General features: G+C 67.4%; 25 protein-coding genes. 12 read left to right on the top strand and 13 right to left on the bottom strand.

Annotated features, from left to right (window positions below):
- Positions 1-14 precede the first annotated feature (14 nt).
- From QSJ34_RS04170 to QSJ34_RS04160, 3 genes are read right to left on the bottom strand one after another with little or no spacing between them, the layout of a single operon-like run.
- The gene (locus tag QSJ34_RS04170; RefSeq protein WP_285570719.1) at positions 15-1,217 is read right to left on the bottom strand and encodes a LeuA family protein; all 1,203 of its coding nucleotides are present in this window, start codon (positions 1,215-1,217) and stop codon (positions 15-17) included.
- A gap of 7 nt (positions 1,218-1,224) precedes the next feature.
- Positions 1,225-2,721 carry a Ppx/GppA phosphatase family protein gene (locus QSJ34_RS04165; RefSeq protein ID WP_285570716.1) on the bottom strand — a complete coding sequence of 499 codons (1,497 nt, stop codon included), beginning with the start codon at positions 2,719-2,721 and terminating at the stop codon, positions 1,225-1,227.
- A gap of 59 nt (positions 2,722-2,780) precedes the next feature.
- Positions 2,781-3,662, bottom strand: coding sequence for a helix-turn-helix transcriptional regulator (locus QSJ34_RS04160; protein ID WP_285570713.1), 882 nt, complete (start codon positions 3,660-3,662; stop codon positions 2,781-2,783).
- Between the two features lie 1,149 nt (positions 3,663-4,811).
- Here QSJ34_RS04160 and QSJ34_RS04155 point away from each other — a divergent pair.
- From QSJ34_RS04155 to QSJ34_RS04130, 6 genes are all read left to right on the top strand, one after another.
- On the top strand, positions 4,812-5,300 hold the full coding sequence (locus QSJ34_RS04155) for a hypothetical protein (protein WP_285570711.1): 489 nt from the start codon (positions 4,812-4,814) through the stop codon (positions 5,298-5,300).
- A 94-nt stretch (positions 5,301-5,394) separates the two neighbouring features.
- Positions 5,395-5,781 (top strand): BlaI/MecI/CopY family transcriptional regulator, encoded by a 387-nt coding sequence (locus QSJ34_RS04150; protein WP_285570708.1) that lies wholly within the window; start codon positions 5,395-5,397, stop codon positions 5,779-5,781.
- Positions 5,778-7,094, top strand: coding sequence for a M56 family metallopeptidase (locus tag QSJ34_RS04145; RefSeq protein WP_285570705.1), 1,317 nt, complete (start codon positions 5,778-5,780; stop codon positions 7,092-7,094). The genes QSJ34_RS04150 and QSJ34_RS04145 overlap by 4 nt, the downstream gene beginning before the upstream one ends.
- A 117-nt stretch (positions 7,095-7,211) precedes the next feature.
- Positions 7,212-8,321, top strand: a complete 1,110-nt coding sequence (locus QSJ34_RS04140) for a tetratricopeptide repeat protein (protein WP_285570702.1) — start codon at positions 7,212-7,214, stop codon at positions 8,319-8,321.
- A gap of 105 nt (positions 8,322-8,426) precedes the next feature.
- Positions 8,427-9,641 (top strand): SCP2 sterol-binding domain-containing protein, encoded by a 1,215-nt coding sequence (locus QSJ34_RS04135; protein ID WP_285570699.1) that lies wholly within the window; start codon positions 8,427-8,429, stop codon positions 9,639-9,641.
- Positions 9,642-9,851: a hypothetical protein gene (locus tag QSJ34_RS04130; protein WP_285570696.1), complete on the top strand. Its 210-nt coding sequence runs from the start codon at positions 9,642-9,644 to the stop codon at positions 9,849-9,851.
- 17 nt (positions 9,852-9,868) lie between these two features.
- Here the strand turns inward: QSJ34_RS04130 and QSJ34_RS04125 are convergent, their stop codons facing one another.
- The 10 genes from QSJ34_RS04125 to QSJ34_RS04080 form a co-directional block, all read right to left on the bottom strand.
- Entirely contained in the window at positions 9,869-10,624 is a 756-nt protein-coding gene (locus QSJ34_RS04125; RefSeq protein ID WP_285570694.1) for a LytR/AlgR family response regulator transcription factor, read from the bottom strand.
- A complete protein-coding gene (locus QSJ34_RS04120; RefSeq protein ID WP_285570693.1) occupies positions 10,621-11,685 on the bottom strand; it encodes a sensor histidine kinase in 1,065 nt (354 codons plus the stop codon). The genes QSJ34_RS04125 and QSJ34_RS04120 overlap by 4 nt, the downstream gene beginning before the upstream one ends.
- Positions 11,685-12,395 (bottom strand): LiaF transmembrane domain-containing protein, encoded by a 711-nt coding sequence (locus QSJ34_RS04115; RefSeq protein ID WP_285570692.1) that lies wholly within the window; start codon positions 12,393-12,395, stop codon positions 11,685-11,687. Before QSJ34_RS04115 ends, QSJ34_RS04120 begins: the two co-directional genes overlap by 1 nt.
- Positions 12,392-12,817 carry a LiaF transmembrane domain-containing protein gene (locus tag QSJ34_RS04110; protein ID WP_285570686.1) on the bottom strand — a complete coding sequence of 142 codons (426 nt, stop codon included), beginning with the start codon at positions 12,815-12,817 and terminating at the stop codon, positions 12,392-12,394. The genes QSJ34_RS04115 and QSJ34_RS04110 overlap by 4 nt, the downstream gene beginning before the upstream one ends.
- Positions 12,818-13,016: 199 nt before the next feature.
- The gene (locus tag QSJ34_RS04105; RefSeq protein ID WP_285570683.1) at positions 13,017-13,625 is read right to left on the bottom strand and encodes an IMPACT family protein; all 609 of its coding nucleotides are present in this window, start codon (positions 13,623-13,625) and stop codon (positions 13,017-13,019) included.
- Between the two features lie 65 nt (positions 13,626-13,690).
- Positions 13,691-14,749, bottom strand: coding sequence for a S41 family peptidase (locus QSJ34_RS04100; protein WP_285570681.1), 1,059 nt, complete (start codon positions 14,747-14,749; stop codon positions 13,691-13,693).
- A 153-nt stretch (positions 14,750-14,902) separates the two neighbouring features.
- Complete coding sequence (locus tag QSJ34_RS04095) at positions 14,903-17,128, bottom strand: NADP-dependent isocitrate dehydrogenase (protein WP_285570679.1); 2,226 nt, start codon at positions 17,126-17,128, stop codon at positions 14,903-14,905.
- A 156-nt stretch (positions 17,129-17,284) separates the two neighbouring features.
- Positions 17,285-18,235 (bottom strand): bifunctional metallophosphatase/5'-nucleotidase, encoded by a 951-nt coding sequence (locus tag QSJ34_RS04090; RefSeq protein ID WP_285570677.1) that lies wholly within the window; start codon positions 18,233-18,235, stop codon positions 17,285-17,287.
- Positions 18,236-18,244: 9 nt separating this feature from the next.
- Positions 18,245-19,042: a 5'-nucleotidase C-terminal domain-containing protein gene (locus QSJ34_RS04085; protein ID WP_285570674.1), complete on the bottom strand. Its 798-nt coding sequence runs from the start codon at positions 19,040-19,042 to the stop codon at positions 18,245-18,247.
- Positions 19,023-19,952 carry a hypothetical protein gene (locus QSJ34_RS04080; protein WP_285570672.1) on the bottom strand — a complete coding sequence of 310 codons (930 nt, stop codon included), beginning with the start codon at positions 19,950-19,952 and terminating at the stop codon, positions 19,023-19,025. The genes QSJ34_RS04085 and QSJ34_RS04080 overlap by 20 nt, the downstream gene beginning before the upstream one ends.
- A gap of 324 nt (positions 19,953-20,276) precedes the next feature.
- On the opposite strand from QSJ34_RS04080, the gene QSJ34_RS04075 reads away from it, so the two are divergent.
- Genes QSJ34_RS04075 through trpB form a run of 6 tightly spaced genes read left to right on the top strand, consistent with a single transcriptional unit; the run spans position 20,277 to position 25,923 of the window.
- Positions 20,277-21,662, top strand: a complete 1,386-nt coding sequence (locus tag QSJ34_RS04075) for an anthranilate synthase component I family protein (protein WP_285570671.1) — start codon at positions 20,277-20,279, stop codon at positions 21,660-21,662.
- Between the two features lie 14 nt (positions 21,663-21,676).
- Positions 21,677-22,258, top strand: coding sequence for an anthranilate synthase component II (locus QSJ34_RS04070; protein WP_285570669.1), 582 nt, complete (start codon positions 21,677-21,679; stop codon positions 22,256-22,258).
- A complete protein-coding gene (gene trpD, locus QSJ34_RS04065) occupies positions 22,255-23,292 on the top strand; it encodes an anthranilate phosphoribosyltransferase (RefSeq protein ID WP_285570668.1) in 1,038 nt (345 codons plus the stop codon). Before QSJ34_RS04070 ends, trpD begins: the two co-directional genes overlap by 4 nt.
- Positions 23,289-24,125 (top strand): indole-3-glycerol-phosphate synthase, encoded by an 837-nt coding sequence (locus QSJ34_RS04060; protein ID WP_285570667.1) that lies wholly within the window; start codon positions 23,289-23,291, stop codon positions 24,123-24,125. Before trpD ends, QSJ34_RS04060 begins: the two co-directional genes overlap by 4 nt.
- Positions 24,122-24,742, top strand: a complete 621-nt coding sequence (trpF, locus tag QSJ34_RS04055) for a phosphoribosylanthranilate isomerase (RefSeq protein ID WP_285570666.1) — start codon at positions 24,122-24,124, stop codon at positions 24,740-24,742. Before QSJ34_RS04060 ends, trpF begins: the two co-directional genes overlap by 4 nt.
- On the top strand, positions 24,739-25,923 hold the full coding sequence (gene trpB / locus QSJ34_RS04050) for a tryptophan synthase subunit beta (protein ID WP_285570664.1): 1,185 nt from the start codon (positions 24,739-24,741) through the stop codon (positions 25,921-25,923). The genes trpF and trpB overlap by 4 nt, the downstream gene beginning before the upstream one ends.

Below are 25,923 nucleotides of genomic sequence, written 5' to 3'. Positions count from 1 at the left end.
CTGGAATCCCCGGGTTACACCACGGCCCGGATCTCGGCTTCGCTGAGGATCCTGGGGCTGTTCTTGGCGAACTGGAGGATGCGGTCCACGCGGTCGGGGCTGGGATCGTAGCCGTTCATCTCGAGCCAGTAGACGACGTTGCTGTGACCCGCCATGGGGCCGATCTCGATCTCCTGGCGGCGTCCCACCAGGGCCGCAGGCACGCCGGAGTAGACCGCATCGGCCAGTTCCACGTCGCCGCGGTGCAGGGCCTTCACGATGGCGGCAGCATGGACGCCCGTGCCGGTGCGGAACGCATCGCGCCCAAGCACCGGATAGTTGGCGGGGATTTCCACGTCACAGAGTTCGGCCACGCGGTCCGCCAGGGCGGGCAGATCGGACAGGTCGCCCTTGGGGAAGCCCATGAGGTGCAGGTTGATCATGAGCTGGTCCATGGCCACGTTGCCGCAGCGCTCGCCGATGCCCAGGATGCTGCCGTGCAGGCGGTCCGCGCCGGCCTCGAAGGCCGCGATGGCATTGGCCACGCCCAGGCCGCGATCGTTGTGGCCATGCCAGTCGATGCGCACGGAGCGGTCCTTCACCACCTCTTCCTTGATGAACCTCACGAGCCGCCGCGTGCCGTCGGGCGTGGCATGGCCGCAGGTGTCGGAGAGGCAGACGGACTGGGCGCCCTCATCCAGGGCCGCGCTGTAGATGGCCTTGAGCACGTCCGGGCGGGCGCGGGTGCTGTCCTCGGTCACCATCATGACGGGCACTTCCTGGCGGCGGCAGAAGGAGATGGCCTTGCGTGCGGTGGCCACCAGGAAGCCCAGGTCCCAGCCTTCCACATCCATGCGGATGGGGCTGGAACCCAGGAAGGCACCGGCTTCCAGGGGCATGCCGGCCCGCTGTTGGATCTCGGCCACCTGGGCCAGGTCGGCCTCCAGGGTGCGCACGGCCACGTTGGGGGAGATGGGCAGGCGGTGGTCGCGGATCTCCACCATGAGGGCCCGCACGGCGGCCAGGGCCTTGGGGCCCGCGCCGGGCATGCCCAGGTCCACGGCATCCACGCCCAGGCGGGCCAGCCGGTGCGTGAGGTCGCGTTTGGCGGCGATGTCGGGATCGCGGACCGAGGGGCTCTGCAGGCCATCCCGCAGGGTTTCGTCGTTGAGAAGGGGAATCCGGGCGTCCCTCGGGGGAAGGCCGTTCCAGTCGTTGATGAGTTCGTCCAGAGTCATGAAGGGTTCAGCCTACGGTGACTTCCACACGCCGGTCCAGCAGCGTTCCCAGAAGCGAGCCTTTCTCAAGGAAGGCCTGCATCTCTGGATCCGCGTCTCCGGTGGCGTCCAGCACGAGGTGAAGCCGCTCCTCGTCGGCCTCCACCGCCAGGTGCCGAACGGCCTGGCGCCGACGCCGGTCCAGGGCGTCGGCCCCGCGGAGGATGGCCGCCAGCTTGCGCACCACCTGCCGGTGCCAGGGGGCCAGGGCGCGGAAGGCCTCGTGCTTGGCGTGGTGCGGCGGCTTGCCGCGGTGGAAACGCACCACCTGGGCCAGCAGATCGACCTCCTCGGGCCAGAAGCCGGGCAGGGCGGCGTTGCGGATCAGATATTCCCCGTGCTTGTGATGCCCCTTTTCGGAGATGGAAAAGCCGATGTCATGGAGGCGCGCGGCGAAGGCCAGCCACTCGCGTTCGGTGTCGCCGAGCTCGAAGTGGGGCTGGAGTGAGACGAACAATTCATCCGCCAAGCGGGCCACATGGCGGCTGTGGCCGGGGTCGGGATCCAGGCGGGCCGCCAGCTGTTCGACCGAGGCCTTGCGCCGGTCCGCCAGCGGCGGAATGGCGGCGCCGCCATGCTTGAGGGCCTCCCAGATCATGCCCTCCCGCAGGCCCACGGGCAGGTGGCGCAGGGGCGGCGTTCCCAGCCATTCCATGAGGGACAGCGCCCAGATGGCGCCCACGTGCAGCACCTCGGCGCGTTTCGGGTCGACCCCGAAGCGGTCCACGCGCTGCTGCGCGTCCGCGCGCCAGAGCTTCAGGGCGAAGTCCCGCAGCTGCTCGGCACTGAAGGCCTGGCCCGCCGCCGCGCCCTTGGCAAGGTCCTCCAGGGTGCCCGAGGTGCCGAGGATCAGCGAGGGTTCGGGGAGTTCGGTGGGCAGGTCCTTTCGGGCCTTCTTCAGGATGCGGCGGATCATCTTCCGCAGGCGCTTGAGGTCGTGGGCCGATGGCGGATTGGCTGTCTGGGCCGCGTCCGCGAGCCTTTGGAGGCCCCAGGGCAGGGAGATGCTGGCGGCTACGCGGCCTCCCTGCACCCAGGTCAACTCCGTGCTGCCGCCTCCGATGTCGATGAGGGTCACGGGCTCGGTGGGGAAGGGGATGGCATGGGAGACGGCCTGATGGATGAGGCGGGCCTCCTCCTCACCGGAGATCACCTGGATGGGGATGCCCAGGGTTTCGGCCTCCATCACGAAGGCCTGGGCGTTGTTCGCGTCCCGCAGGGCGGCGGTGCCGCAGGCCATCAGGGTTTCACACCCGAAGTCGCGGATGGTCTTCGCCATCTGGGCGAGCGCATCGAGACCAGCCCGGAAGGCCTCGGGACCGATCTCCCCGGAGTTCGCCTCGCCCCGGGCCAGGCGCACCATGGCCTTTTCGCGGGCCAGCACGTGCTGCCCGCCCATGGGATCAGCTTCCACTACCACCATGTGGATGGAGTTCGATCCGACATCAATGGCCGCGATGCGCATGGGACGATTGTGGCCACTGAGGCCCGGCTGGCGATAGGAATCTTGATGGGCGCCCGAGGCTAGCCCGCCTGCTCGGATTTCAGGAGCTCCTGGGCCAGCTGGACGAGCTCCACGCGGTTGCGCACCCCGGTCTTCTGGAAGATGCGGTAGTTGTGGTCCTTCACGGTCTTCAGGGAGATGAAGAGCGCGTCGGCGATTTCCTGATTGGTGCGCCCCTGGCAAATGAGCTGGATGACTTCGGATTCACGCTTGGAGATGCCGAACCCATTCAGTGTGGCCTGCGGCGCGGGCCGGGAGGGCAGGGCGGCCGGATCGGCGGCGTCCTGGGCCGGGAGTTTTCGGTCGAAGAGGTGGATCCACAGGACGGTGACGAGGTTGTAGAGGATCTCGAGCCCGACGGTCAGGGGAATGTAGATCGTGCGTGGGATCGTCGGGGAGAACCGGTTCCACCACACGAGCGCCGTCAGGGTGAGGAAGATGAGGGAATAGGCTGCGCCCAGGAGCTTCAGGTTCCGCCAGGAATCCGTGTCTTCCCGTTGATGGGCGCTGAGCAGAAGCCGGAGGCTGAAGACGGCCACTGCAGGGAAGATCAGGGATGCCAGTCCCCGACTGAGGAGGCGGATCCAGGCGTCCAGCCCCGATAGCAGCAGCGCGGCGCTGGCCAGCGCAGTGACGCCCACCATGATCAGAACGCCTTTCTGGATCCGGCGAAGTTGATCCAGGGGATGGGCGGCGTGGATCGCGCGGAGCGTGAAGGACAAGTAGGACGAGCCCCAAAGGATGGCCGCCAGCATGGAGGTCCAGATGATCCCGGCAACCAGGATCCGGCCCAGCAGGGGCGGCAGGCTGCTCAGCAGCAGGGTCTCCACGAACTGAAGCACCAGCCAGACGAGAATCCAAAGGTTGTAATACAGCAGGGGTGAAATGAGGGATTCCGTCACGGGCGAATAATGGTGATGCGAGCGTCGGGATATCCAGGCCAGGGACAAGAACCCCGTGGCCAGTGCGAGAAAAAAGGTCAGGAACGTCGCCGGATGCATGGGGCAGATCATACCCCAAGCCCGCTTCCGGACTCGCCCAACGGACCTTTTTCGTGCAACTAAGGCCATCCGGACTTAAGTCCGGAACGTGAAAATCACGACTTTCGGCGGATGGCTCTTGAACACCGGCATGCCCAGGTTTCCCTTCGTAGGGTGACGCAGAGGTTCATCCAACTTGAGGGCGGGGCTACTTCATGAAACATCGGATGACCACCATGACGCCGGGCTCGCGAAAAGGCCCTTCCTCCCGTGTAGTTGACGCTGCGGATCAAGGTGGCGACGACGAGGGCCTGGTGATTCCGGGTTTGGTTTCCATAAAGCCGCCTCCCAATCCGGCGGACGAATCATCAACCATCTTCTTTCAAGAAAAACACCTTCCTGGCTCGGATCGTGTTGATTCCCGGTTTCAGGCCCCTTCATCCAAGGCTGCCCCTTCGGCTTCTCCGGGGATCCATCTCGAAGGTTCACAAGGTGCGCGCTGGCGGGACTGCGCAAGATCGGTGTGGTTCCACGGGCGTCGGCTCTAAGCCTCGCTGGCGCCGAACCAATCAATCCCGTTGTCAGATTTTTTCAGACATCCCACCCTGGCCGTTGTATCCCAGCGCGCCTTTCATCCAATAAGGAGATCGCATGTTCCTTCCATCAAGATTCCTCCGCCCCATGGGGCTGAAACGATGTGGGCTGGGACTTTCCGTCCTCTTCTGGGGAGTCGCCCCATCCGCACAAGCTGCGGAACGCCCGACGACCGAACGTCCCGCCGTGGAACGTCCAACCGTCGAAAGACCCGCCGTCGAGCGCCCGACGATGGAGCGCCGGGGTGTGGATCGTCCGGTCGTCGAGCGGCCCTCAGCCGATCACCCGGCGATCGATCGTCGAAACCTGGATCGCACGCCTCCGGAACGCCCAGGGAGCCCAAGGCAGGAGACCAGGCCGATTCCAATCCAGCCGGCCCCGAAAACCATCGTCACCCCGCGACCCCTGGAACGTTTCCTGGACGTCCCCACCCAACAAGCCTGGCGCAGACGCGACCTCCTGGAGGAGGTCCAAGCCATGGCCCGACGGGGCTCTGTCGCGGTCCATCCCGTCAGCGACACCATCGACGAGTTCACCGGCGTTTCGGAAATGCCAGCCGGATGGAAGGCCTATGGATTCGGCGTACCTCCGGGGGAAAAGATCCATATCCGCCTCCACCATCCCAACGAAGGCTGGTTCCGCCTGGTCATGCTCAACAGGTGGGGACAGATTGAGAAGGGCATGCTCCAGAACCTCATCCCCACGGGAAACCCCGAGGTGAGCTACACCAATTTCAGCGACAAACCGCGGGCCGTGTACGTCATCGTCGACGATCCCGGCTGGATGTCCTGCCAGGCCACTCCGTTCAGCATCAAGGTCACCCGCAGCTGGGATCCCTCCAAGAAGGGGGTGGGGACCCCCGTTGCCAATGGCATCTGGGCTCAGAAGCAGGAGGCCCCCCAGCCCGAACCGGTTCCCCGGGAGGCGCAGCGAAGCACCGCGATTGAGCCTGCGCCCAAGGGCTGACCCGGCGCCCAAGATGGTCTGAAAAAGTACGAACCAGTTCGTTGACAAATTACGAACTGGTTCGTATGTTCTTTCCAGATCCTCTGGAGGCCCCATGTCCGCCACGCCCATCCGCCCCTCCGATGGCGAGCTCGCCATCCTGCGGGTCCTGTGGTCGCGGGGACCCTCGACCGTGCGGGACGTGCACACCGAACTGTCGAAGGACCGGGATACGGGCTACACCACCGTGTTGAAGCTCATGCAGATCATGGTGGAGAAGGGTCTGGTGGCGAGGGACGAACGCGCGCGTTCCCACACCTACCGGCCGCTCCAGGGGGAAGCCACCACCCAGCAGTGCCTGCTGAAGGAGCTTCTGTACAAGGCCTTCGCGGGCAACCGCCGGGACCTCGTCCTCCAGGCCCTCGAAACCGAGCCCGCCTCGGCCGAGGAACTGGAGGACATCCGCAGAATGCTGAACGAAGCCAAGGGGAGGGCCCGATGAACGGCCTGGTTTCCATCCCCTTGCTCCACGCCATCGGCTGGACTTTGGTCCACAGCCTCTGGCAGGGCGCGTTGGTGGCCCTGCTGGCGGCGATGGCCCTCCGCGTGGCGCGGCACCGCTCGGCGGAACTCCGCTACACGATCGCCTTTGGCACGCTGGTCCTGCTGATCCTCGTTTTCGGGGTGACCTTGGCCTGGGTCCTCGGAGGCAACGATCCGCTCTCCACTGCCGGGGCTTTCACGATCAGTGCCGTGTCCGAAGGCTCCGGCGACGTCCGGTGGATTCCCCAGGTTCAGGCCTGGCTCGGCCCCTGGATCCCCTGGCTGTTTGTCGGCTGGATCTCCGGATTCACCTTCCGGATGATCCAGATGGGCCGCGCCCTGGCTTGGCTGTACGGGCCGGGCCTCGGCACCCTCGAACCTCCGCCGGCCGAGTGGCTGGTCAAGTTCGAAGCGCTCCAACGGCGCATGGGGATCCAGGTTCCCATCCGCCTGGGGCTTTCCGACCAGGTGGATTCCCTCGTGGTGCTGGGATGGCTGAAGCCCGTGGTGCTCGTTCCGGCCGCGGCGCTGATGGCGCTTTCTCCCGAGGGGCTCGAAGCCCTGTTGGCCCACGAACTGGCCCACATCCGCCGCAGTGATTTCCTCGCCAATGTCGTTCAGACCCTGGCGGAAGCCTTGCTGTTCTACCATCCCGCCGTCTGGTGGCTCTCCAGGCGCATCCGCCAGGAGCGCGAGCATTGCTGCGATGACGCGGCGGTGCAGGCCTGCGGCGATCCGATCCTCTATGCCTCCGCCCTCGCCGGGCTGGAGGAACTCCGAATCCCACCGCCATTCCTTCCCGATCTGGCCCCCGCGGCCAGTGGAGGTCGACTCATGCTCCGCATTCAACGTCTGCTACGTCCCCACGTCTCCCATGATTCCTCCGCCCCTCTGGCGGCCATCCTGCCCGCGCTGCTGCTGATGGCGGCCCTGGGTGTGGCCACTCTGTCCGCGACGGCGGGGCCCAAGGCCTCGGCGGCTGCCGGAGAGCCCGTGGAGATGGCCTTCTCCAAAATCCATGTCAAGCATCAGCCCGAGCCGCCCGCCTATCCGCCCGACGCCAAGGCCCAGCGCATCCAGGGCACGGTGGTGGTGGTCCTCACCATCGATACCGAAGGCAAGGTGACTGATGCCAAGGCCGAGTCGGGCCCCGAGGAACTGCGGGCCTGCGCGCTGAACTACGCCAAGTCCTGGGAATTCCAACCAGCGAAGGTCAAGGGCAAGGCCGTCGCCGCCCGTTTCAAGCTCACCATGCCGTTCCGCCTGAGGTAGGTCGATGTACGCGACTGCAGGCGGTGAAAACCACCGCCTGCAGTTGTATGTGAGGCTGAAGCGCAGGCACCGCCGAACCCGCAGGGCGATGCCGTTCCAAGAGTCGTGAGGTCATCCGTGATTGGTTGGAAATATGCCTTTGTCTGGATGCTGGTGCTGGCCGTCGGCTGCGCCAGGCGTCCGGCCGATACCTGGCCCCTTCGCTTGAACGCGGCCATGACGGAGCGCACCGAATCGATGCCGGTCCATGAGCGCGCCGAATATGAATCGGGATTCAAGGATGGCGCCGCCATGGTCCACCTGGCTTTGAAGGCCGGAATGCGGCCTTTCCGCCCCGTGTTGGATGTTCCTGTGCGACCTCCCCGCTGGCGAGGCGCGGTCCCGGAAGGCGTGCAGATCGAGGCCTTCGCGCCGGTTCCCGAAATCGACGCGGCCACTGGGCTCCTGCGCTATCCCGCCAACGCGGTGACCAGCGGTGCCTTCGCGCGCGGCCAGGTGGATGGGTTCAGTTGGGCGCTGGCGGCCATTGGCCAAACCCTGGTTCACCCCGTGGGGGACGTCGTTCTTCCTTCGGAGTGGCAACCTTTCGCGAAAACCCGGGAGGGCCAGGATCTCGACGCGGGCAGGAAAACCGTGCGCGTTTTGTGGGCGCCGGGGCATCTGGCCTGGGCCAGGAAAGAGCGGGGGTTCCCGGGCCTGCGGACTTGGCGGGCCTGGGAGGACGCGGTCGCGCCCGCTTGGATCGGCCTCACCGAACAGGCCCTCTGGGTGGAATCACAGAGCGGGCATGCCGTGGCCCTGGATCTGGAATCCGGCGGCATTCTCAAGGTGCTGCCCGCTGTGCATCACGAGCCGCCGCCGACCGAGCGGACCCTGGAGAGCTACAAGGAGGAGGTGCGCCGCGAATTCAACGATCCTGAATTCCAGCGCGCGCTGACGGGCCTACGAAAGACCGCCGAATCGGGGCAGGTCGACGATCTGCTGGCGGTGGCCGAACGGCTCAGCGGCATGGGCGAGGAGGCCGAGCGGGAAGCCTACACCTGGTACCTGAAGGCCGCAGAAAAGGGGAGCCCCAAGGCCATGCTTCGCGTGGGTGTTCTGCTCTTCCACGGGCAAGCCGTCACCGGGGATAGGGTGGCGTCCCGAGCCTGGCTGGAACGGGCGGCTCAGGCCGGGCAGCCAGAAGCTCCAGACGTTCTGAAGATGCTGTTCCAGGCTTTGGAGTAGATCGACACCCTAGGGATTTCCCCATCGAGGCGCCTGACCTCTGGTAACCGTTGCGTCGGCCCCGGAGCCCGGGCCATGCTCGATCCAACATTCCGAGGTGAACCCATGGCTTTGACGGTGGACGGCATTTTTTCGCTCATGCCCGAACTCTTCCTGCCGGAAAAGGCGCAGGGGCTCACGGTCTCCGTCTACTACCAGGTGACCGGCGAGGGCGGCGGCGACTACACCTGCCTCATCGAGAACGGCGCCTTTTCGCTCAAACGCGAGGGCAAGCCCGATGCCACCTCGGTGGTGGTGATCGGCAGCGAGGATTGGATCGCGCTGAACGAAGGCAAGCTCGATCCCATGCAGGCCTTCATGACCGGCAAGCTCAAGGGCACCGGCGACCTGGGCCTGCTTCAGAAATTCCCCAAGTTCTTCAAGAAGCCCCAGAAGCAGGGCGGTCCCGTGAAGCCGCTGAAAGAGCTCGTGCCTGCGCGCCTGGCGCTGGCGGGTGCGGGGCTCAAGGTGACCGTGGGCGGCGAGAGCTGGGGCGAGGGCGCCGAAGTGGCCGGAGATGAAGCGGCGGTGCGCGGGCTCGTTTGTGGCATTTCGGATCCCGGCCCGGCCCTGCTGGGCGGCCAGATCCGCTTCGGCGGCGACATGGCGCTGCTGCGCAAGGCTTGGAAGACCTGGGCCGCCGAGCCCGAGATCAGCTTTCCCGATACCCCGGGGGGCAAGGCCCTGGCCACGCTGCGCAAGCGCTACAAGGGCGGCGCCAGCGGCACCCTGGAAGTGAAGGTGGACGGTGTGCCCTACCGGCTGGACTTCAGCCCGGAAGGCCTGTCGGTGCGGCCCGGTGAAGTGGAAGGCGGAGCGGCGCTGGGCATTTCCGACGCGGATTTCGCGGCCCTCAACGCCGGCAAGCTCAACCTCGTGGCGGCCCTGCTGGGCGGCGCCATCACGGTGAAGGGCGACATGAGCAAGGTGGCGGCCTACACGGCGCATTTCGATGCGGATGTGAACCCGGCCCAGGGCCTGCTGGAATCCATGCCCGAGCGGTTCAACGCGGAGAAGGCGGGGGACCTCGAAGCGGTCGTGGGCTATCAGATCGACGATATGGGTTACACAGTGTTAATTCGAAACGGCGCCTGCCTGGTCTTCCCGCGTTTGCTGAAACCCTGTGATACGCTCCTGAAAGCGAAAGCTGACGACTTCGTCGGCATGAGCACCGGAACGCTGAACGCCCAGGAGGCCTTCATGACCGGCAAGATCCAGATCGAAGGCGACCCTCTGCTCATGCAGAAGGTGGCGAAGAGTTTCCGGCGCCCCGAGGTCTAGATGGCAAAGTCCGTCACCCGCAAAGCCGAGCCCGTGTCGAAATCCGAGGGGGAAGGCGGCGTGGTGCGCACCACCAGGGTCATCCCGGCGATCAAGCGCCTGGAGCACCTGGACGAAGAAGAACCGCTGGACCTCCCGCCGTCCCTCCCGTGTAGCGGTCGGTGCGGCCACTGCGATTGCCATCCCTGCCGCCTGCACGCCCCGATTTGAAGGTCCAGGCCTGAAGCTCAGGCGCCTTCCCAGAGTTCCCGCAGCCGCTGGAAGCCCGCCCGGCTGACGGGCAGGCGGGTGCCGTCCCGCAGGATGGCGTCACGGTGTTCCTTGGTGTCCTGTTCGACGCGCACAAGGCGGTCGAGGTTCAGAATGTAACTGCGGTGGATGCGGATGAAACAGCTCGGATCGAGCTGCGATTCCAGGCTGGCCAGGGTCTGCTGCTTGAGCAGGTTCTTGCCCTCGGTCCGCAGCAGGACGTAGTCATCCTGGGCCTGCACCCAATCCAGCCGGTCGAGGTGGACCACCGTGACCTTGGGGCCGTCCTTCACGACGATGCGCTCCAGGGGCTTGCCCTGGCGGGCGGCCGCGGCGAGCTCCGTAGCCGCCGGGGTTGGCGTGGCCGGCGCGGCGGTCTGCAGGGCCCGCGCCTTGGCGAGGGCGGCGTCAAACCGCTCCTTCGAAAAGGGCTTCAGTAGGTAGTCGACTGCATGGGCCTCGAAGGCCCGCATGGCGTGCTGGTCGTAGGCGGTGACGAACACCACGGCCGGGCGCTTGCCCTCGGCCTCGAGCAGTTCGAGCACTTCGAAGCCGTCCAGCTTGGGCATCTGGATGTCGAGGAAGATGAGGTCGGGCTGATGCTGGGCCGCGGCCTTGAGGGCCTCGAAGCCGTTGGCGCATTCCGCGGCCACCTCCACGTCCGGGTGGGCGGACAGGTGCTCGCGCACGACGGCGCGGGCGAGATCCTCATCGTCGATGATCAGGGCTTTCATGGTTCGGTCTCCAGAGGGAACACCAGGGTGATGCGATGGATGCCGTCCAGCGCGCCGGCCTCGAAGCGGGCCCGGTTGCCGAATCGGCCGAGGAGGCGCTGGCGGACCTGGCGGAGGCCGATGCCGAGCCCCTTGGGAGCTGGAACGTCCGCATCCATCGGATTCTCCACCTTCACGATCACGTGGCCTTCCTGCACCTCGGCGCTCAGGCTCAGGGTGCCGCCTTCGGGCAGGGCCGCGATGCCGTGCTTGATGGCGTTTTCCACCAGTGGCTGCAGGAGCAGGGTGGGGAGCAAGGCCGGTTCGGCCGCAGGATCCACGGCCCAGGCCAGCTGTAGGCGGGCGCCGAAGCGGATCTGCTCGATGGCCAGGTAGGCCTTGGCCAGGTCCAGCTCCTCGCGGAGCGCCACCAGGCGGCGCTCGCCCAGGCCCAGGCTGCGACGGAGGAAATCGGACAGCAGGACGCACATTTCCCGGGCGCGGGCCGGATCCACCGCCGTGAGGGCGGACAGCGAGTTCAGGCTGTTGAAGAGGAAGTGCGGATTCAACTGGGCGCGCAGGGCCTTCAGCTCGGATTCCTGGGCCAGCAACTGCAGCTCCGCGCCCTTGCGCTCCGCCTCGATGGCGCGCTCCTGCGCGAGCATCAGATAGCTCAGCGCCACCGAGGCCAGGTAGAGCAGCACGCCGAGGCCCGTGAGCACGGGCAGGGCCGTGCCCACGCGCTGGGGCAGGGCGCCCAGGCCGGGGATCCAGGCCAGCAGGCGGGAGAGCAGCCAGGCGAGGCCGGACCAGAGGCCGCCCATCAGCACCGCAGCCATGCCCCAGGCCGCGCCATGGGCGCCGAGGCCTTCGAGGGTGCGGCCCAGGGGAAGGGCGCGGCAGAGAAACCAGGTGGAAAGGAAGAGCAGGGCAGCGAAGAAGCAGAGCGGCAGGGCCAGGGCCGCCGCCTCGGCCCAGCTCCAGTCCTGGCTGCGGGCGATGCCCGTGAGCAGCGCGGCGATGGGAGCCCACCCCAGAAGGTAGGCCCCCAGTCGGGCCCGGCTGGTGAGCAGCGGGTGCATCAGGACTTCACTTCCGTGCCGCCGAAGAGGATGAGGCCGGTAACCACGAGCCTGGGCCGTCCTTCGGTCGAGCCGGGGCCGTGGTGAGTGCTGTCATTCAGGGCGCCGAACATGGCGGTGGCGCGGTTGACGATTTCCCAGCCGTCGGGCACGCGGATCTCGCCGCCACCGAAGAGGACAAAGACATCGATGCGGGCCATGCCGTTCTCCACGGCCGCCTGGCGGAGATCCACCTCGTAGCCGCCGAAGATGGCCGTCAGCTCGCCGCCCTTGAAGGTCTGGGTCAGCATGCGCCGCTTGAAGGCGCCGAAGATGGCCGTGCCTTGGAGGAAATTTTCCGAGTGGGCGAGTTCGGGGGGAACGCCGCGATGCTGCTTGAGGGCCTTGGTGACGATGAGGATGCCCAGACCCACCACCAGCATGGGTCCCAGCGCATCGGAGAGATGGCCATGCGCGAAGGTGACGAGCAGGAGGAAGGCGCCGCCCGCCACGAGGAACCAGCCGCCCATCCCGCCGCCACTGCCGTCCTGGCGGATCTTGGCGACGCCCATGGCCACGAGGACGAGGGGCCAGAGCTTGAAGATGGTGTGGGCCTCGATGAGGTTCAGGTTGTCGAGGGTGAGCACCAGGCCCGCGGCGATGATGGCGATGCCGAGCACCAGCTTGGGGCTGAAAGAGCTGGGCGTCTTGGTGTCGTCGAGGGGGTTCATGGTTTCACCTGCGTGGGATCGACTTCAGGATCACCGGAAACGGTGGTGTTTGGCGATGGGCGTCCCCGCTTTGATCTGCGGCTGCGCTTGGGCTGGGGGAAGATGGCCCGCAGGGTGACGATGACGCCGCCCCAGATGATGAAGGCCGGCCACCAGCGCTCCAGCAGGCCCCAGGGGCCGAACTGCTGGATGAAGGCCGCCGTGGCGAAACCCAGCCAGATGTGGCCGCCCAGGCTGAGGATGCCGTCCTGGGCGAGGCGGGCGAGACCGAAGGCCGCCAGCACGAGGGGCCACCAGGTGAGCAGGTGCCAGGCGTCGTACCAGTGCAGGGTGTCGGCCATGAGGATGAGCCCGACCGCGACGACCGTCAGTCCGAACACCAGCCTGGTGGAGAAAAGGGGAGGGCGTTCCTGGGGGTTCATGAGCGGTGTTCCTTTCTGCCTGATCCGAAGGGGAAGATGAGGGCCAGCGAGGGCAGCCACAGCGCCAGCCACCACCAGGGGCCGTCGATGAACCATCCCGCGTAGGCCATGGTGTTTCCTCCCGCATGACCAAGTTACGGGCTTCGGGATCCGATTCCGGGCAGGGATCGGCGAATGACGGGTCAGGACCGGCGAACCATCATTCCCAACGAATCAGGCCGCCCCGGCTGCGTTCCCGCCAGGCGTGATCGAGGGCCGGCACCAGGTCCGGAGGACACTCGAAGCGCAGCCGGGCCGAATCCTCGTCGAAGGTCTGTTCGAGCACCGACGCTTCGGGGAAGGCCCCCAGCAGAGCGAAGGGCAGGTGGGCCTGGGCGCTGGGTACCTGCACCTCGCCGATACGGAGAATGCGGACCTCCTCCCAGGCCCCGCGGGCATCGGCTTCGGCCAGGGCTCCTTGCACGCCCTCCGTGTAGGCACGCACGAGGCCCCCGGTGCCGAGCCTCGTGCCCCCGTACCACCGGATGCAGACGGCGATGAGATCCGTGGCTTCCGCGCCTTCCAGCACCGCCAGCATGGGCCTTCCGGCGGTGCCCGAAGGCTCGCCGTCATCATCGGCGCCGAAGGCCGAGACCGGCACACCCTCCCGCCAGGCGCTGCAGTGGTGGGTGGCGTCGAAGTCGCGCTTGCGAAGCAGCGCCAACACCGCCGCCCGTTCGGCCGCATCCCGGGCGGGATGCAATTCCGTGAGAAAGACCGAAGCCTTCTCGCGGAAGCGGTGGGTGGCAACTTCCTTCAATCGGCGCATGGAACCAGCATGGGTGGGGGTGCCGCTGGAATCAACTCGCCCCTCATTCGCCAGACACCCTCATCTCATCGGCCTTCGAGCAGGCGCAGGTGGCTTTCGAGGGCATCGCGCCAAGTCCCGCTGTGTGCGCTCTTCAACAGCCTCTGGAGCGCACGGGTATGGGCGATGCGTAACGAATCGGAGCTGGTCGCAGGAATGTCTGGCAGCACGCCCTTGCCTTCCCAGCTTTGATTTCGAATGGCCGTTCGAACGCTTCCGTTCGGGATGGTCACGTCGAATCGGGAGTTGAGGCGATGCGTTTGTGCTTGATTCCCGGCCCCTTGAGTCACCTCGCCAATCACCTCGGCCCGATGGCGCTCCTGGAGGAGGAAGGCGAGTCCCTCACCCGCCGACCATGTGTTTCCGGAAACCAACACATAGGTGGGTCGCCGTTCATTTCGATCTTGGAGAGCGGTGGCTTCAGTCGTAAACGTGGTCACCTTTCCGGGTGGCCTAGGAACCACGTCGAAAAGGGGAAGGCCCTGGGCTTCGCAGAAATAGCTCGCCATCAAGGCGAGGGTTCCCGAGGATCCTCCACCGTTGTCACGGAGATCGAGGATGAGCGCATCCGTGTGGCGCAGGATGGCCATCGCCGAAGCGATGGCTTCGCGGGCTTCGTTCGGGCGATAGAAGGCTGTGAGGTGGAGGTATCCCACATTGCCCGGCAGGATTTCAATGCGCTGGATGCCGAAGTTTGCTCGCCGCGCCGTGACTTCACGCGGTGTATTGGCCGCTGCAGTAGCTTCGACTGCGCCAGGCGGAGTCACCGGAGCGATGGACACCTGAAGGTGCTTGTCGTTCGTCATCGCATAGAGATCATCTGTCAGCGTTTTTGCCAGTGACTCGAGTGTCGAAACCCGCTGATAGCGGCCTTCGGCTAGACGCCTTTGCAACCCTCCGGAAACCCTGGAGGCCACAACCGGATCGAAGTATTCACGACGCAAGGCGGTTCCGAGGGCCTCCACGGTCTCCCCAATGAAAGCAGGTTCGACGGTGGCTTCTGCAACCTGGGAGGGTCGGGAAGGCGCCTCGGCCGGCAGGTTCGCGCACAGAACCAGACCGACGAGAAGCAGCGCATGTACCATGGTGGTTCACCTATCAAGAGACGATCCGATCATCATGACAAGGACCTTGGCGGTTCAAAACCGTTGGCCAGGCTGGGTCCTGTTCGACCGGTTTTGCGATGGCAAGCAAACGGCCCGCGGATGCGGGCCGTTTCTGATGGCTGGATCAATCGACTACTTCAACCCGTCGATGATGGCGTTGAAGGTGGCGCTGGGGCGCATGGCCGCGCCGGTCTTTACCTTGTCGGGGTGGTAGTAGCCGCCCATGTCGACGGGGCTGCCCTGGGCGGCGATGAGTTCGCCGTTGATCTTGCCTTCGTTCTCGCTCAGGGCTTTGGCGACCTGGGCGAAGCGGGCCTTCAACTCGGCATCCTTGGTCTGGGCGGCCAGGGCCTCGGCCCAGTAGAGGGCGAGGTAGAAGTGGCTGCCGCGGTTGTCGATCTGGCCGACCTTGCGCGCCGGGGACTTGTCGTTGTCGAGGAACTTGGCGATGGCCTGGTCCAGCGTCTCGGCCAGCACGGCGGCCTTGGCGTTCTTGAAGGCGTTGGCCACGTGCTCCAGCGAGGCGCAGAAGGCGCTGAACTCGCCGAGGCTGTCCCAGCGGAGGTAACCCTCCTTCTGGAACTGCTGCACGTGCTTGGGGGCCGAGCCGCCCGCACCGGTCTCGAAGAGGCCGCCGCCGCCCAGCAGGGGCACGACGGAAAGCATCTTGGCGCTGGTGCCCAGCTCGATGATGGGGAACAGGTCCGTGAGGTAGTCGCGCAGCACGTTGCCGGTGACGGAGATGGTGTCCAGGCCCTTGCGGATGCGCTCGCAGGAGAGCTTCATGGCATCGACGGGATGCAGGATGCGGATGTCCAGGCCCGTCGTGTCGTGGTTCTTCAGATACTTCTCGACCTTGGCGATGATCTGCACATCGTGGGCGCGGTTCTTGTCGAGCCAGAAGATCGCAGGCGCGCCGGTGATGCGGGCGCGGGTGACGGCCAGCTTCACCCAGTCCTGGATGGGCGCGTCCTTGGCCTGGCAGGCGCGGAAGATGTCACCGGCTTCCACCGGCTGGCTGAGCAGGGTGGCGCCGTCGGCGTCGACGATGCGGATGGTGCCGTTGGCCGGGGCGAAGAAGGTCTTGTCGTGGGAGCCGTATTCCTCGGCCTTCTGGGCCATGAGGCCGACGTTGGGCACGCTGCCGATGGTGGCGGGATCGAAGGCGCCGTGCTTCTGGCAGTCCTCGATGACGGCCTTGTACATCGTCGCGTAGCAGCGGTCCGGGATCATGGCCAGGGTGTCATGCAGCTTGCCGTCGGCGCCCCACATCTTGCCGGAATCACGCACCACCACGGGCATGGAGGCATCCACGATGATGTCGTTGGGCACGTGCAGGTTGGTGATGCCCTTGTCGGAATCCACCATGGCGAGGGCGGGCCGGTTGGTGTAGACGGCCATGATGTCGGCCTCGATCTCGGCGCGCTTGGCTTCGGGCAGGGCCTGGATCTTGGCGTAGACGTCGCCCAGGCCGTTGGCGGTGTTGACGCCCAGCTCGCTGAGGGTGGCGCTGTGCTTGTCGAAGAAGGGCTGGAAGAACACCGACACGGCATGCCCGAACATGACGGGATCAGAGATCTTCATCATGGTGGCCTTCAGGTGCAGAGAGAGCAGCAGTCCCTCCTGCTTGGCCGTGTCGATCTGCTCGGCGTAGAAGGCCCGCAGGGAGCGGACGTTCATCACGGAGGCGTCGAGCACCTCGCCTTCCTTCAGGGCGAGCTTGTCCTTCAGCACCTTGACCGAACCGTCGCCGGCTACGAACTCGATGCGGGCCGTGGTGGGCTTCGGCAGGGTGGTTGATGTTTCGCTGCCGTAGAAGTCGCCGGCGCTCATGTGGGCGACGCGGGCCTTGGAATCGGGAGCCCAGGCGCCCATCTTGTGCGGGTGCTTCTTGGCGTAGTTCTTCACGGAGAGCGGCGCCCGGCGGTCGGAGTTGCCCTCGCGGAGGACCGGGTTCACGGCGCTGCCCAGCACCTTGGCATAGCGGGCCTGGATGGCCTTCTCCACCTCATCGGAGGGCTGCTCGGGATAGTCGGGAAGGTTGTAGCCCTGGGACTTCAGCTCCTTGATGGCCGCGATGAGCTGGGGGATCGAGGCGCTGATGTTGGGCAGCTTGATGATGTTGGCTTCGGGCTTCTGCGCAAGCTCGCCCAGGCGGGCCAGGTTGTCGGGAACCCGCTGGGCCTCGGTGAGGTTCTCCGGGAAGTTCGCGAGGATGCGCCCGGCCAGGGAGATGTCCGAGGTCTCGACCTCGATGCCGGTGCCACGGGTGAAGGCCTGGATGACGGGCAGCAGGGAATAGGTGGCGAGAGCGGGCGCTTCGTCGATCTCGGTCCAGATGATTTTCTGCGTGGTCATGGCTGCTCCTTAGGTGTCAGGCTCCGCCTGGGTCGGGCGACTGGCGGCAGGCGAATCCGAAGAACGGGTAACAAGGCAGACTCCCATGGGGGAAGGCTCGCATCAAGCGGCATTCCCCACGGAACCGGCGGTTTGGGACTTCGGTCACGACAGCAATCAACTCCCGACGGGCAGGGCCGATCCTGAGGCCGCGCGGACCTTCCCCTGGGTCATGGCGAAGTCCATGCGACCCAGATTCACGCCCCCGAAGCCCACCTGGAAGATGAGGGTTTCGCCCTGGGCCTGAGGCACCTTGGTGGGCTTGTCCAGGAAGGTGTGGCTGTGCCCGCCGATGATGGCGTCGATGCCCGCCACCTGGCCGGGCATCTGCAGGTCGTCCGGGGCCGTGCCGTGCAGGTCGTAGCCCAGGTGTGAGAGCACCACCACCAGGTCGACCTTCTCCACCTCGCGCAGGTGCTTCACGACGGGCTTCAGGGATTCGTAGGGATCCTTCCAGGTGATGCCCTCGTGGTTCTTCGGGGCCACCAGGCCCGCGAAGGCCACGCCCACGCCCGTGAGGCCCACGCGCAGGCCCGGGAACTCGCGCACCAGGTAGGGGCGCAGCCGCTTGCCGAGGGCGGGGGCGCCTTTGCAGTCGAAATTGCAATTGAGGAAGACGAATGGCGGATTGGCGTGCTGGAGCTGTTCCATGGATTCCATGGCTTCGACCAGCATGCCCACGCCGTTGTCGAAATCGTGATTGCCCAGGGTGCCCGCGTCGTAGCCCACCATGCGCATGAGCTGGTAGTCGAGGCGGCCCTTGTAACGGTTGAAGTAGGGCGTGCCCTGGAAGGTGTCGCCGGCATCCAGCAGCAGCACGGCGCCGAGCTGCTGGCGCAGTTGGCGGACGAGGGTGGCGCGGCGGGCCATGCCGCCCAGGCCGCTGAGGTTGCCGTTGCCGGGGCCGAAGGGCTCGATGCGGGAATGGGTGTCGTTGGTGTGCAGGAGGGTGATGCGGCCCGAGGCAGAAGGGGCCTGTTCGGCGCCGGCCCTCAGGGGGATCTGGCTGGTGACGGCGCTGGCGAGGGCGGTGGCGCTGAGGGAGGCGAGGAAATCGCGGCGATCCATGGTCAGCACCTACAGCTTGAATTTCTTGTCGCGGATGGCCGCCTGGATCGGCTCGGGGATGGTGTAGCGGCCGAGGGCCGGAGGCAGCAGGTCCTGCTTGGCCTTGGCCAGGGCGCCGCATTCGTCCAGCAGCATCTGGCGCAGCGTCACGCCCGTCGTGAAGGGCTTGCGCCCCTTCTTCAACGTCGGGATGGAGTCCCCGCCGCCGTAGAGGTAGTCCGAGGTGGCGACCTTCACGAGGGCTTTCGGATCGATGGGGCTGCCGTCCTCCCAGGTGAGGGTGTAGGTCCCGGCCTCGGGGGTGCCGCCCACCACGGCCTTCACGCCGGAGCAGGGCTCGCCACCGCGGCGGACGATGCCTTCCTTCACCACCTCGATGACTTCGGCGCCCGTGAGTTCGACGACCACCAGTTCGTTCTCGAAGGGCATCAGTTCGAAGATATCGGCCACCTTGAGCTGGCCCGGCCGCAGGTTCGAGCGCAGTCCGCCCGCATTGGTGATGGCGAAGCGCACGGGTGCGCCGATGACGTTCTGGGCCGCCTTGCGCATGACGTCGCTCACCCAGTAGCCCAGCAGGTTCTCCTCGCCCTTGCGGCCCCGGAACACGCCCTGGGGCGCCTGCACCAGGGGCAGGTCGAAGCTGGCCTTGATCTCGGCGGCGAGGGGCGCGATGACCTTCTGGATGGCAGGATCTTCGGGAATGGTGGCGTTGACCGGGATGACCTCGGCCTTCGTCGCCGCGACCTGCGCCGTCAGGGACAGCGACAGCAGGGAGAAGAGAAGGGCGCTAGCTGATCTGTGCTTCACGGACGGATTCCTTCAAGGCCACGCGGGCTTCCCGCACGGCGACATCGTGATTCCAGAAACGGGCTGTCGTCCTCAGCAGCCAGCCCATCAGCCAGCCGTTGAGGCCCGTGACCAGGAGCTGGAGCCCGAGAAAGAGCCAGACGCGGAAGGTGGTGCCGCCACCCATCCGCCAGGCCAGCAGCAGGACGAGGAAGGGCAGCAGGGACCGCAGCGCGGCGCCACCCACGGACACCAGGCCCCACTGGATGGGGTGCAGCCATAGGCGCAAGAACGAATCACCCAGGTGCGCGAGGTAGCCTCGGCTCAGTCCCGCGGCCCGGCCCATGCGGCAGAACCACCACTGCAGGTTGAGGGCCGCCACCAGCGCCATCCAGGCGAGGGGCCGGCCGAAGAAGGCGATCCAGCCGAGGAAATCCAGGCCAGATCCGCCGAGCTGTCCGAGGATCGAGGCGATGGCCCAGGTCAGGGCGCCCAGGGGCAGGAAGCCGATGAGGACCGTGTCCAGCGCGCCTAGCAGCCACGGGCCCAGGCGGGCCTTCAGTTCGGCGCTTTCGGCCTGCATCCGCCACCCGCACCAGAGGACGATGACCATGCCCAGACCCAGCAGGTGCACGGTGGGCGAATTGGTGAGGCGGTGCTGCAGGCCACCGTTCTCCCAGAGCTCCCAGATGTCGCGGGTGGTCAGGCTCTCGCCCCAGTGGCTGGGCAGGGCGCTCCACCCGGCGGCCCGGCGCAGGTGGCCGGCCCAGCCGAGGGCGGGCCCCAGCAGCACGAGCATCCACCCGCCCATGAGGCCCCAGCCCCAGCGGGTGAAGCCGCCGGGCAGGGAGGCCCGCAGGAAGTGCCAGGGCGCCCGGGGTGCCAGGGCTTCCTCGGTGTGAATGGTGGAGGGCCGTTCTGAAGAATCCATGTCCATCCGCAAGCAATCCCCCATCAAACCACACTTGCCGGAAGGAGGCCCGCCAGGACTTGACAGAAGGCACGGGAATCGGGTTTCATCGCTTCCATGCTGCTGTCCTTCCCGATCCCCTGCCAGGGCCTCTCTTGCGAGGCTTGGTGGTGGCGTATGGGCTCGGACGGCTCCCTGTGCGAGGCCTGACGGCCGACGCCATTCCGGACCCTCCGAGCCCGACCTTCTGGTCGGGCTTTTTCGTTCATGCCCGCCGGTGCTTCCGCGCTTCGCGCACACCCCCGAACCCCCACACCCCATCTGGTTTTCTCCAAGGTCTTCCCCATGCACCTGATCCGACATCCCCTCCCCGCGGACCTGCTGACGCCCCTCGCGACCTACCTCGCGCTGCGGCCCGCGGGCGCCAGCCTGCTGCTCGAATCCTGCGACCAGGGCGAGCGGGTGGGCCGCCACAGCTTCGTTCTGCTCGAAGGCCCTGCCGAATGCCGCATGGAGGCCCCCGCCAGGGGCTGGGTGGAGGCCCTGCGCGAGCTGGGGGGCGAGACGCCCGCCGACACGATCCATGATCCGGAGGCTGTCCTGCCGGCCTTACGTGAGGGCCTGCCCGTGGGCGTGGGCTGCGCCGGGTACCTGGGCTTCGAGGCCATGGGGGCGCAGGAACCCAGCCTGGCCCTGCCCGCGCGGAACAGCCTCGGTCTGCCCGGCCTCTGGGTGCGCCGCTTCGACACGGCCCTCGTCTTCGACCACCTGCACCAGGTGGCGGAGTTGCAGACCCTGGATGCGGATCCGGCGGCGGGCTTTGCACGGCTGGCGGCCCTGAAGGCCCTGCTGCTGGAAGGGGCGAAGGATCCGGGCCCCGGCCATTTCGAGCCCAAGGCCCGCCCGCTCATGGCCCGCGAAGCCTACGAGGGTGCCGTGGCCGCGGCCCAGGAGCTGATCCTCGACGGCGACATCTACCAGCTGGTGCCCAGCCAGCGCTTCCGCATCGAGGATCCGCCCCGGCCCATGGAGGCCTACCGGCGCCTGCGCCGCCTCAACCCGAGTCCCTATGGCTTCCTGCTCGAATGGGGTGATTTCGCATTGGTGGGCGCCTCGCCGGAAATGCTCGTGCGCGTCCAGGGCGATGAGGCCGAAACCCTGCCCATCGCGGGCACCGTGCCCCGGGGCGCCAATGCCGAAGAGGACGCCGAGCGCTTCGAAGCCCTGAAGCGCGATCCCAAGGAACTGGCCGAGCACCAGATGCTGGTGGACCTCGCCCGCAACGACCTGGGCCGCGTCGCCGTGCCCGGCGGCGTCCGGGTGGAACTGCCGCTGGCCCTGCAGCGCACCAGCCACGTGCTGCACCTGACGACCACGGTGAAGGCGAAGCTGAAACCTGGCGTGGACGCGCTGGACGTGCTGGCCGCGGCCTTCCCCGCGGGCACCGTCAGCGGCGCGCCCAAGCTCCGCGCCTGCCAGCGCATCGCCGAACTCGAAGGCGAGGTGCGCGGCCCCTACGGCGGCGTGCTGCTGAGGCTGGGCGCCGACGGCGTGCTCGACACGGCGCTGATCCTGCGCACGGCGGTCTACACCGGCGGGTCGGCTTACATCCAGGCGGGGGCCGGCGTGGTGCGCGCCTCGAAACCCGAAGCGGAATATTTTGAAACCCTGCACAAGCTCGGCGCCATCGCTCAGGCCCTGGGCGTCCAGTTGCCCGGAGCCTCCCGATGATCCCAGTGGCCCCCATGAAGGTTCTTCTGATCGACGCGCTGGATTCCTTCACCTACAACCTGGTGCAGGCCTTCGAGACCCTCGGCGCCGAGGTGCGCGTGGTCCGTCACGATGCGATCACCTTGGCCGATGCGAAGGCGCTCCATCCCGACGCCGTGGTGCTCTCGCCGGGCCCCGGCCACCCCACGGAAAGCCCCGCCCACATGGCCCTGGCGGGTTCGGACTGGGCCGTGCCGCTGCTCGGCGTCTGCCTCGGTCATCAGGCCCTGGCCGCCGCCACGGGCGGCCGCGTGACCCGCGCCCTCGAACCCCTGCACGGCGAAGCCACTTCGCTGGAACACGACGGCACCGGCCTCTTCACGGGCCTGCCCGCGGGGCTGCCCGTGGGCCGATATCACAGCCTCATCGCCGATCCGGCCTCTCTTCCGGATTGCTGGCGCGTCACGGGCCGCAGCCCCGGCGGCGAAATCATGGCGATGGAACATCGCCACCTTCCGCGCTGGGGCGTCCAGTTCCACCCCGAAAGCATCCTCACGCCCGATGGCCCAGCCATGCTCGCCAACTTCCTCCGACTCGCCCAGGAAAGATCCCGATGACCCTGCTGACCACCCACAACCCCATCCGTCCCCTGCCGGCGGAAACGGCCTCCGAACTCATGCGCATGTTCATCGACCAGGATACGGACGCCCTGCTGGTGGGCGCCTGCCTGGCCCTGCTGGCCCAGCGCGTGCCCGAGGCCCACGAGCTGGCGGCCTTCGCCGACGCCCTGTCGGACGTGGCCGTGCCCTTTCCCTCCGTGCCCTCAGATGCGCTTGATACCTGCGGCACGGGGGGAGACGGTTCCTCCACCGCCAACCTCAGCACCCTGGCGGCCCTGCTGTTGCCCCACTTCGGCGTGCCCGTCGTGAAGCACGGCAATCGCGCCGCCACGGGCGTCTGCGGCAGCGCGGACCTGCTGGAGGCCCTGGGCTACGATCTGGCGCGCCCCAGCGCCGATCTGGCCGAGGATCTGAAGACGCGATCCTTCGCCTTCCTGTTCGCGCCGGCCTACCACCCGCTGCTGGGCCGCCTGCGCGAGATCCGCAAGCGCCTGGGCATCCCCACGATCTTCAATCTGCTGGGCCCCCTGCTGAACCCCGGCAAGCCGCCCCTGCAGCTGCTGGGCGTGGCCCGCGAAGACCTGCTGGCCCCCATGGCGGGCGCCCTGGCGCGGCGTCCCAGCCTGCGTCGCGCCTTCGTCATCCACGGCAAGGACGCGGAAGGGAAGGGCCTCGACGAGGCCTCCATCGAAGGTCCCACCACCGTGCGCGCCGTGGTGGACGGCCAGGTGGCGCCGCCCCAGGTGCTGGTGCCCCGCGAGCTGGGCATCGCGCCGCCCCCGCGTCATGCCCTGCGCGTCAGCGACCGGGCCGAGGCGTTGGCCGTGGCGCGGGGCCTCTTCGGCGGCGTCTCCCACGCGGATTTCCGGCCCCCCGTGGCCGAGGCCGTGGCGCTGCAGGTCTCCCTGGGCCTCCACCTTCACCGGAACCTCGGCCTCGAGGGCCTGGGCGACACCCTGCGGGAAGCCCGCCTGCGGCTCGACCGGGGTTTCAGCCTGCCTTTCACCCTGCCTCCCCAGGTGCCCGCATGATCCGCCTTCCCGAGCCGGCCTCCCTCGTCCACACGACTGGACTGCCCTCTACCTCCCACCTGCAGCGGGTGCTCGTTTCCGAACTGGCCCGCGTGTCGAAGCTGCCCGCGACTCCCGCGCCCCGGCGCCCGCGCCTGAATCCGCCCGGCCCCTTCGAAGCGGCCCTGCGCCGTGATGCGGCGGCCAGGGGCGGCGCCGTGATCGCCGAGTACAAGCAGGCCTCGCCCTCCCTCGGTCCCTTCGCCATGGGCACGCCGCTGCTGGCCCAGCTACGGGCCTACCTCGAAGGTGGCGCTTCGGTCTTCTCCATCCTGGCGGAGCCGGCCTATTTCAAGGGCTCCTCCGAGCACCTTCGGACCGCGGCGGAACTGGGTGCGCCGAGGCTCTACAAAGGTTTCGTGATCTCCGAAGCCCAGCTCGCTGAAGCGGAATCCGCGGGCGCCGAAGCCGTGCTGCTCATCGCGCGGGTGCTGAAGGGCCACACGGCGGCCTTCGCCGAGGCGGCACGCGCCCGTGGCCTGGAGCCTCTGGTCGAACTGCATGACCTCACGGAGGTGGGTTTCGCCCAGGCAGCCGAGGCGCGCCTCGTCGGCATCAACGCCCGCGACCTCTCGACCTTCACCCTCGGCGAACCCACGGCGGCGCCTCTGCGGAAGGCCTTTCCGGAGGCGGTGCTCATCCGCGAATCGGGACTGGCCACGCCCGAGGACGCGCGGGCGGCCCTGCGCGCGGGCTTCGATTCCGTGCTCATCGGTGAGGCGCTGATGCGCAGCCCCGATCCCCGCGACTTCCTCGGCCGCATCCTCACGGGCCTGCGAACGGAGGTTTCGTGAAGGCCCTCGCCAAGGTCTGCGGCCTGGTCCGCGCGGAGGACGTCGCCCATGCGGCGGCGGAGGGCGCCGATCTGCTGGGTTTCGTGTCGCATCCGCCGAGTCCCCGGCACTGCGCCGACTTGTCGGTGGCCTCGCCCTACCTGGATCGCGCCGTGCTCGTGCAGGTGGCGGAGCGCGGCGAAGCCATCCTGGAAGCGGCCCGCCGCCACGGTTTCCGCCGCGTGCAGCCCCACCTGCCGCTGTCGGAGCGGGAACGCGGCGCGCAGCTGCTGCGCGAGGCGGGCCTGTTCGTCCTGCTGCCCTGGTCCGACGAGCCCGACCAGGCCGTGATTCCCGCGGATCTCTACCTCTGGGAGCCCAGCGCCAAGGCCACGGGCCTGGCGGGGGGATCGGGGCAAGGCCACGCCATGGTCCATCCGCCGCCGGGGCCCTTTCTGTTGGCCGGTGGGCTCGAGGCTTCGAATCTGAGTGAACGCCTCGCCTCACTTCCCGGCTCGTCACGCGCTCAATTCCAAGGCGTTGACGCTGCCAGTCGCCTCGAAGCCTCGGCGGGCTGCAAGGACCCCGCGAAGGTTTCGGCCTTCATCCGCACCGCCCACGCACTGGAGTTCCCATGACCGAAGGATTCGGCCTTCCCTCGCGCTTCGGCGCCCAGGGCCTCGGTGGCTGCTATGCCCCGGAAACCCTCGTGCAGCCGCTCCTGGATCTGGAAGCGGCCTTTCGCGCCGCGATCTCGGACGCGGCCTTCCAATCGGAACTGAAGGCGGAGTTGCGCCATTTCGTGGGCCGTCCCACGCCGCTGACCTCGGCGCCGCGGCTCGCTGCGAAGCTGGGCCTGAAGGCCCTCTTCCTCAAGCGCGAAGATCTCACCCACACGGGCGCGCACAAGATCAACAACGCGCTGGCCCAGGCGCTGCTCGCCCGTCGCATGGGCAAGAGCGAGATCATCGCCGAGACCGGCGCCGGCCAGCACGGCGTCGCCACGGCGGCCGCCTGTGCGCGTCTGGGCCTGGACTGCACGGTCTACATGGGCGTGGTCGACATGGCTCGCCAGGCCCCGAACGTCGCGCGCATGCGGCTCTTCGGTGCCAAGGTGGTGCCCGTGGAGGCGGGGCAGGGCACCCTCAAGGAGGCGGTGAACGAAGCCCTCCGGGCCTGGGCGGGGCGCTGCGACAAGGCCCACTACATCCTGGGTTCGGCATTGGGTCCCCATCCGTTCCCGACTCTGGTGCGAAGCTTCCAGACGGTGATCGGCGAAGAGGCGCGCGCCCAGATGCTGGAGCAGTCCGGCGTTCTGCCAGAGGTCGTTCTCGCCTGTGCGGGTGGCGGCAGCAACGGGCTGGGGCTGCTGGTGCCCTTCCTGGGAGATGACCTCCGTCGCGTCGTGGTGGAGGCCGGCGGCCACGGTTCGGCCCTCGGCGAACACGCCGCGCGCCTCGATGGCGGACGCATGGGCGTGCTGCATGGTTGCAAGACCCTGCTCCTTCAAGATGAGCACGGCCACACGGCGGAAACCGCCAGCATCAGCGCGGGCCTGGACTATCCGGCCCTGGGGCCCGAATTGGCGGCCCTCGCGCTGGATGGGAAGGTGGAGGTGCGTCGCGCCTCCGATGATGAAGCGCTCTCCGGCGCGCGCGCCCTGTGTGAAGCCGAAGGCATCCTGCCGGCCCTGGAAAGCAGCCATGCCCTGGCCCTCTTGCCCGCCCTCGCCGCCGAGGGCGCCGCCACCGTCCTGCTGGGCCTCAGCGGCCGCGGCGACAAGGACCTGTCCACTTACCAATCGCGTCTGGGAATCTGA

The sequence above is a fragment of the Geothrix limicola genome (genome assembly GCF_030268085.1).
Lineage (GTDB): Bacteria > Acidobacteriota > Holophagae > Holophagales > Holophagaceae > Geothrix > Geothrix limicola.
This window is presented reverse-complemented; position numbering and strand designations above follow the sequence as displayed.

Coding starts and splice junctions, on each gene's coding strand:
- QSJ34_RS04170 (WP_285570719.1), bottom strand. CDS start 1,217: ATGACTCTGGACGAACTCATCAACGACTGGAACGGCCTTCCCCCGAGG.
- QSJ34_RS04165 (WP_285570716.1), bottom strand. CDS start 2,721: ATGCGCATCGCGGCCATTGATGTCGGATCGAACTCCATCCACATGGTG.
- QSJ34_RS04155 (WP_285570711.1), top strand. CDS start 4,812: ATGGCCCGACGGGGCTCTGTCGCGGTCCATCCCGTCAGCGACACCATC.
- QSJ34_RS04150 (WP_285570708.1), top strand. CDS start 5,395: ATGTCCGCCACGCCCATCCGCCCCTCCGATGGCGAGCTCGCCATCCTG.
- QSJ34_RS04145 (WP_285570705.1), top strand. CDS start 5,778: ATGAACGGCCTGGTTTCCATCCCCTTGCTCCACGCCATCGGCTGGACT.
- QSJ34_RS04135 (WP_285570699.1), top strand. CDS start 8,427: ATGGCTTTGACGGTGGACGGCATTTTTTCGCTCATGCCCGAACTCTTC.
- QSJ34_RS04130 (WP_285570696.1), top strand. CDS start 9,642: ATGGCAAAGTCCGTCACCCGCAAAGCCGAGCCCGTGTCGAAATCCGAG.
- QSJ34_RS04125 (WP_285570694.1), bottom strand. CDS start 10,624: ATGAAAGCCCTGATCATCGACGATGAGGATCTCGCCCGCGCCGTCGTG.
- QSJ34_RS04120 (WP_285570693.1), bottom strand. CDS start 11,685: ATGCACCCGCTGCTCACCAGCCGGGCCCGACTGGGGGCCTACCTTCTG.
- QSJ34_RS04115 (WP_285570692.1), bottom strand. CDS start 12,395: ATGAACCCCCTCGACGACACCAAGACGCCCAGCTCTTTCAGCCCCAAG.
- QSJ34_RS04110 (WP_285570686.1), bottom strand. CDS start 12,817: ATGAACCCCCAGGAACGCCCTCCCCTTTTCTCCACCAGGCTGGTGTTC.
- QSJ34_RS04105 (WP_285570683.1), bottom strand. CDS start 13,625: ATGCGCCGATTGAAGGAAGTTGCCACCCACCGCTTCCGCGAGAAGGCT.
- QSJ34_RS04100 (WP_285570681.1), bottom strand. CDS start 14,749: ATGGTACATGCGCTGCTTCTCGTCGGTCTGGTTCTGTGCGCGAACCTG.
- QSJ34_RS04095 (WP_285570679.1), bottom strand. CDS start 17,128: ATGACCACGCAGAAAATCATCTGGACCGAGATCGACGAAGCGCCCGCT.
- QSJ34_RS04090 (WP_285570677.1), bottom strand. CDS start 18,235: ATGGATCGCCGCGATTTCCTCGCCTCCCTCAGCGCCACCGCCCTCGCC.
- QSJ34_RS04080 (WP_285570672.1), bottom strand. CDS start 19,952: ATGGATTCTTCAGAACGGCCCTCCACCATTCACACCGAGGAAGCCCTG.
- QSJ34_RS04075 (WP_285570671.1), top strand. CDS start 20,277: ATGCACCTGATCCGACATCCCCTCCCCGCGGACCTGCTGACGCCCCTC.
- QSJ34_RS04070 (WP_285570669.1), top strand. CDS start 21,677: ATGAAGGTTCTTCTGATCGACGCGCTGGATTCCTTCACCTACAACCTG.
- trpD (WP_285570668.1), top strand. CDS start 22,255: ATGACCCTGCTGACCACCCACAACCCCATCCGTCCCCTGCCGGCGGAA.
- QSJ34_RS04060 (WP_285570667.1), top strand. CDS start 23,289: ATGATCCGCCTTCCCGAGCCGGCCTCCCTCGTCCACACGACTGGACTG.
- trpB (WP_285570664.1), top strand. CDS start 24,739: ATGACCGAAGGATTCGGCCTTCCCTCGCGCTTCGGCGCCCAGGGCCTC.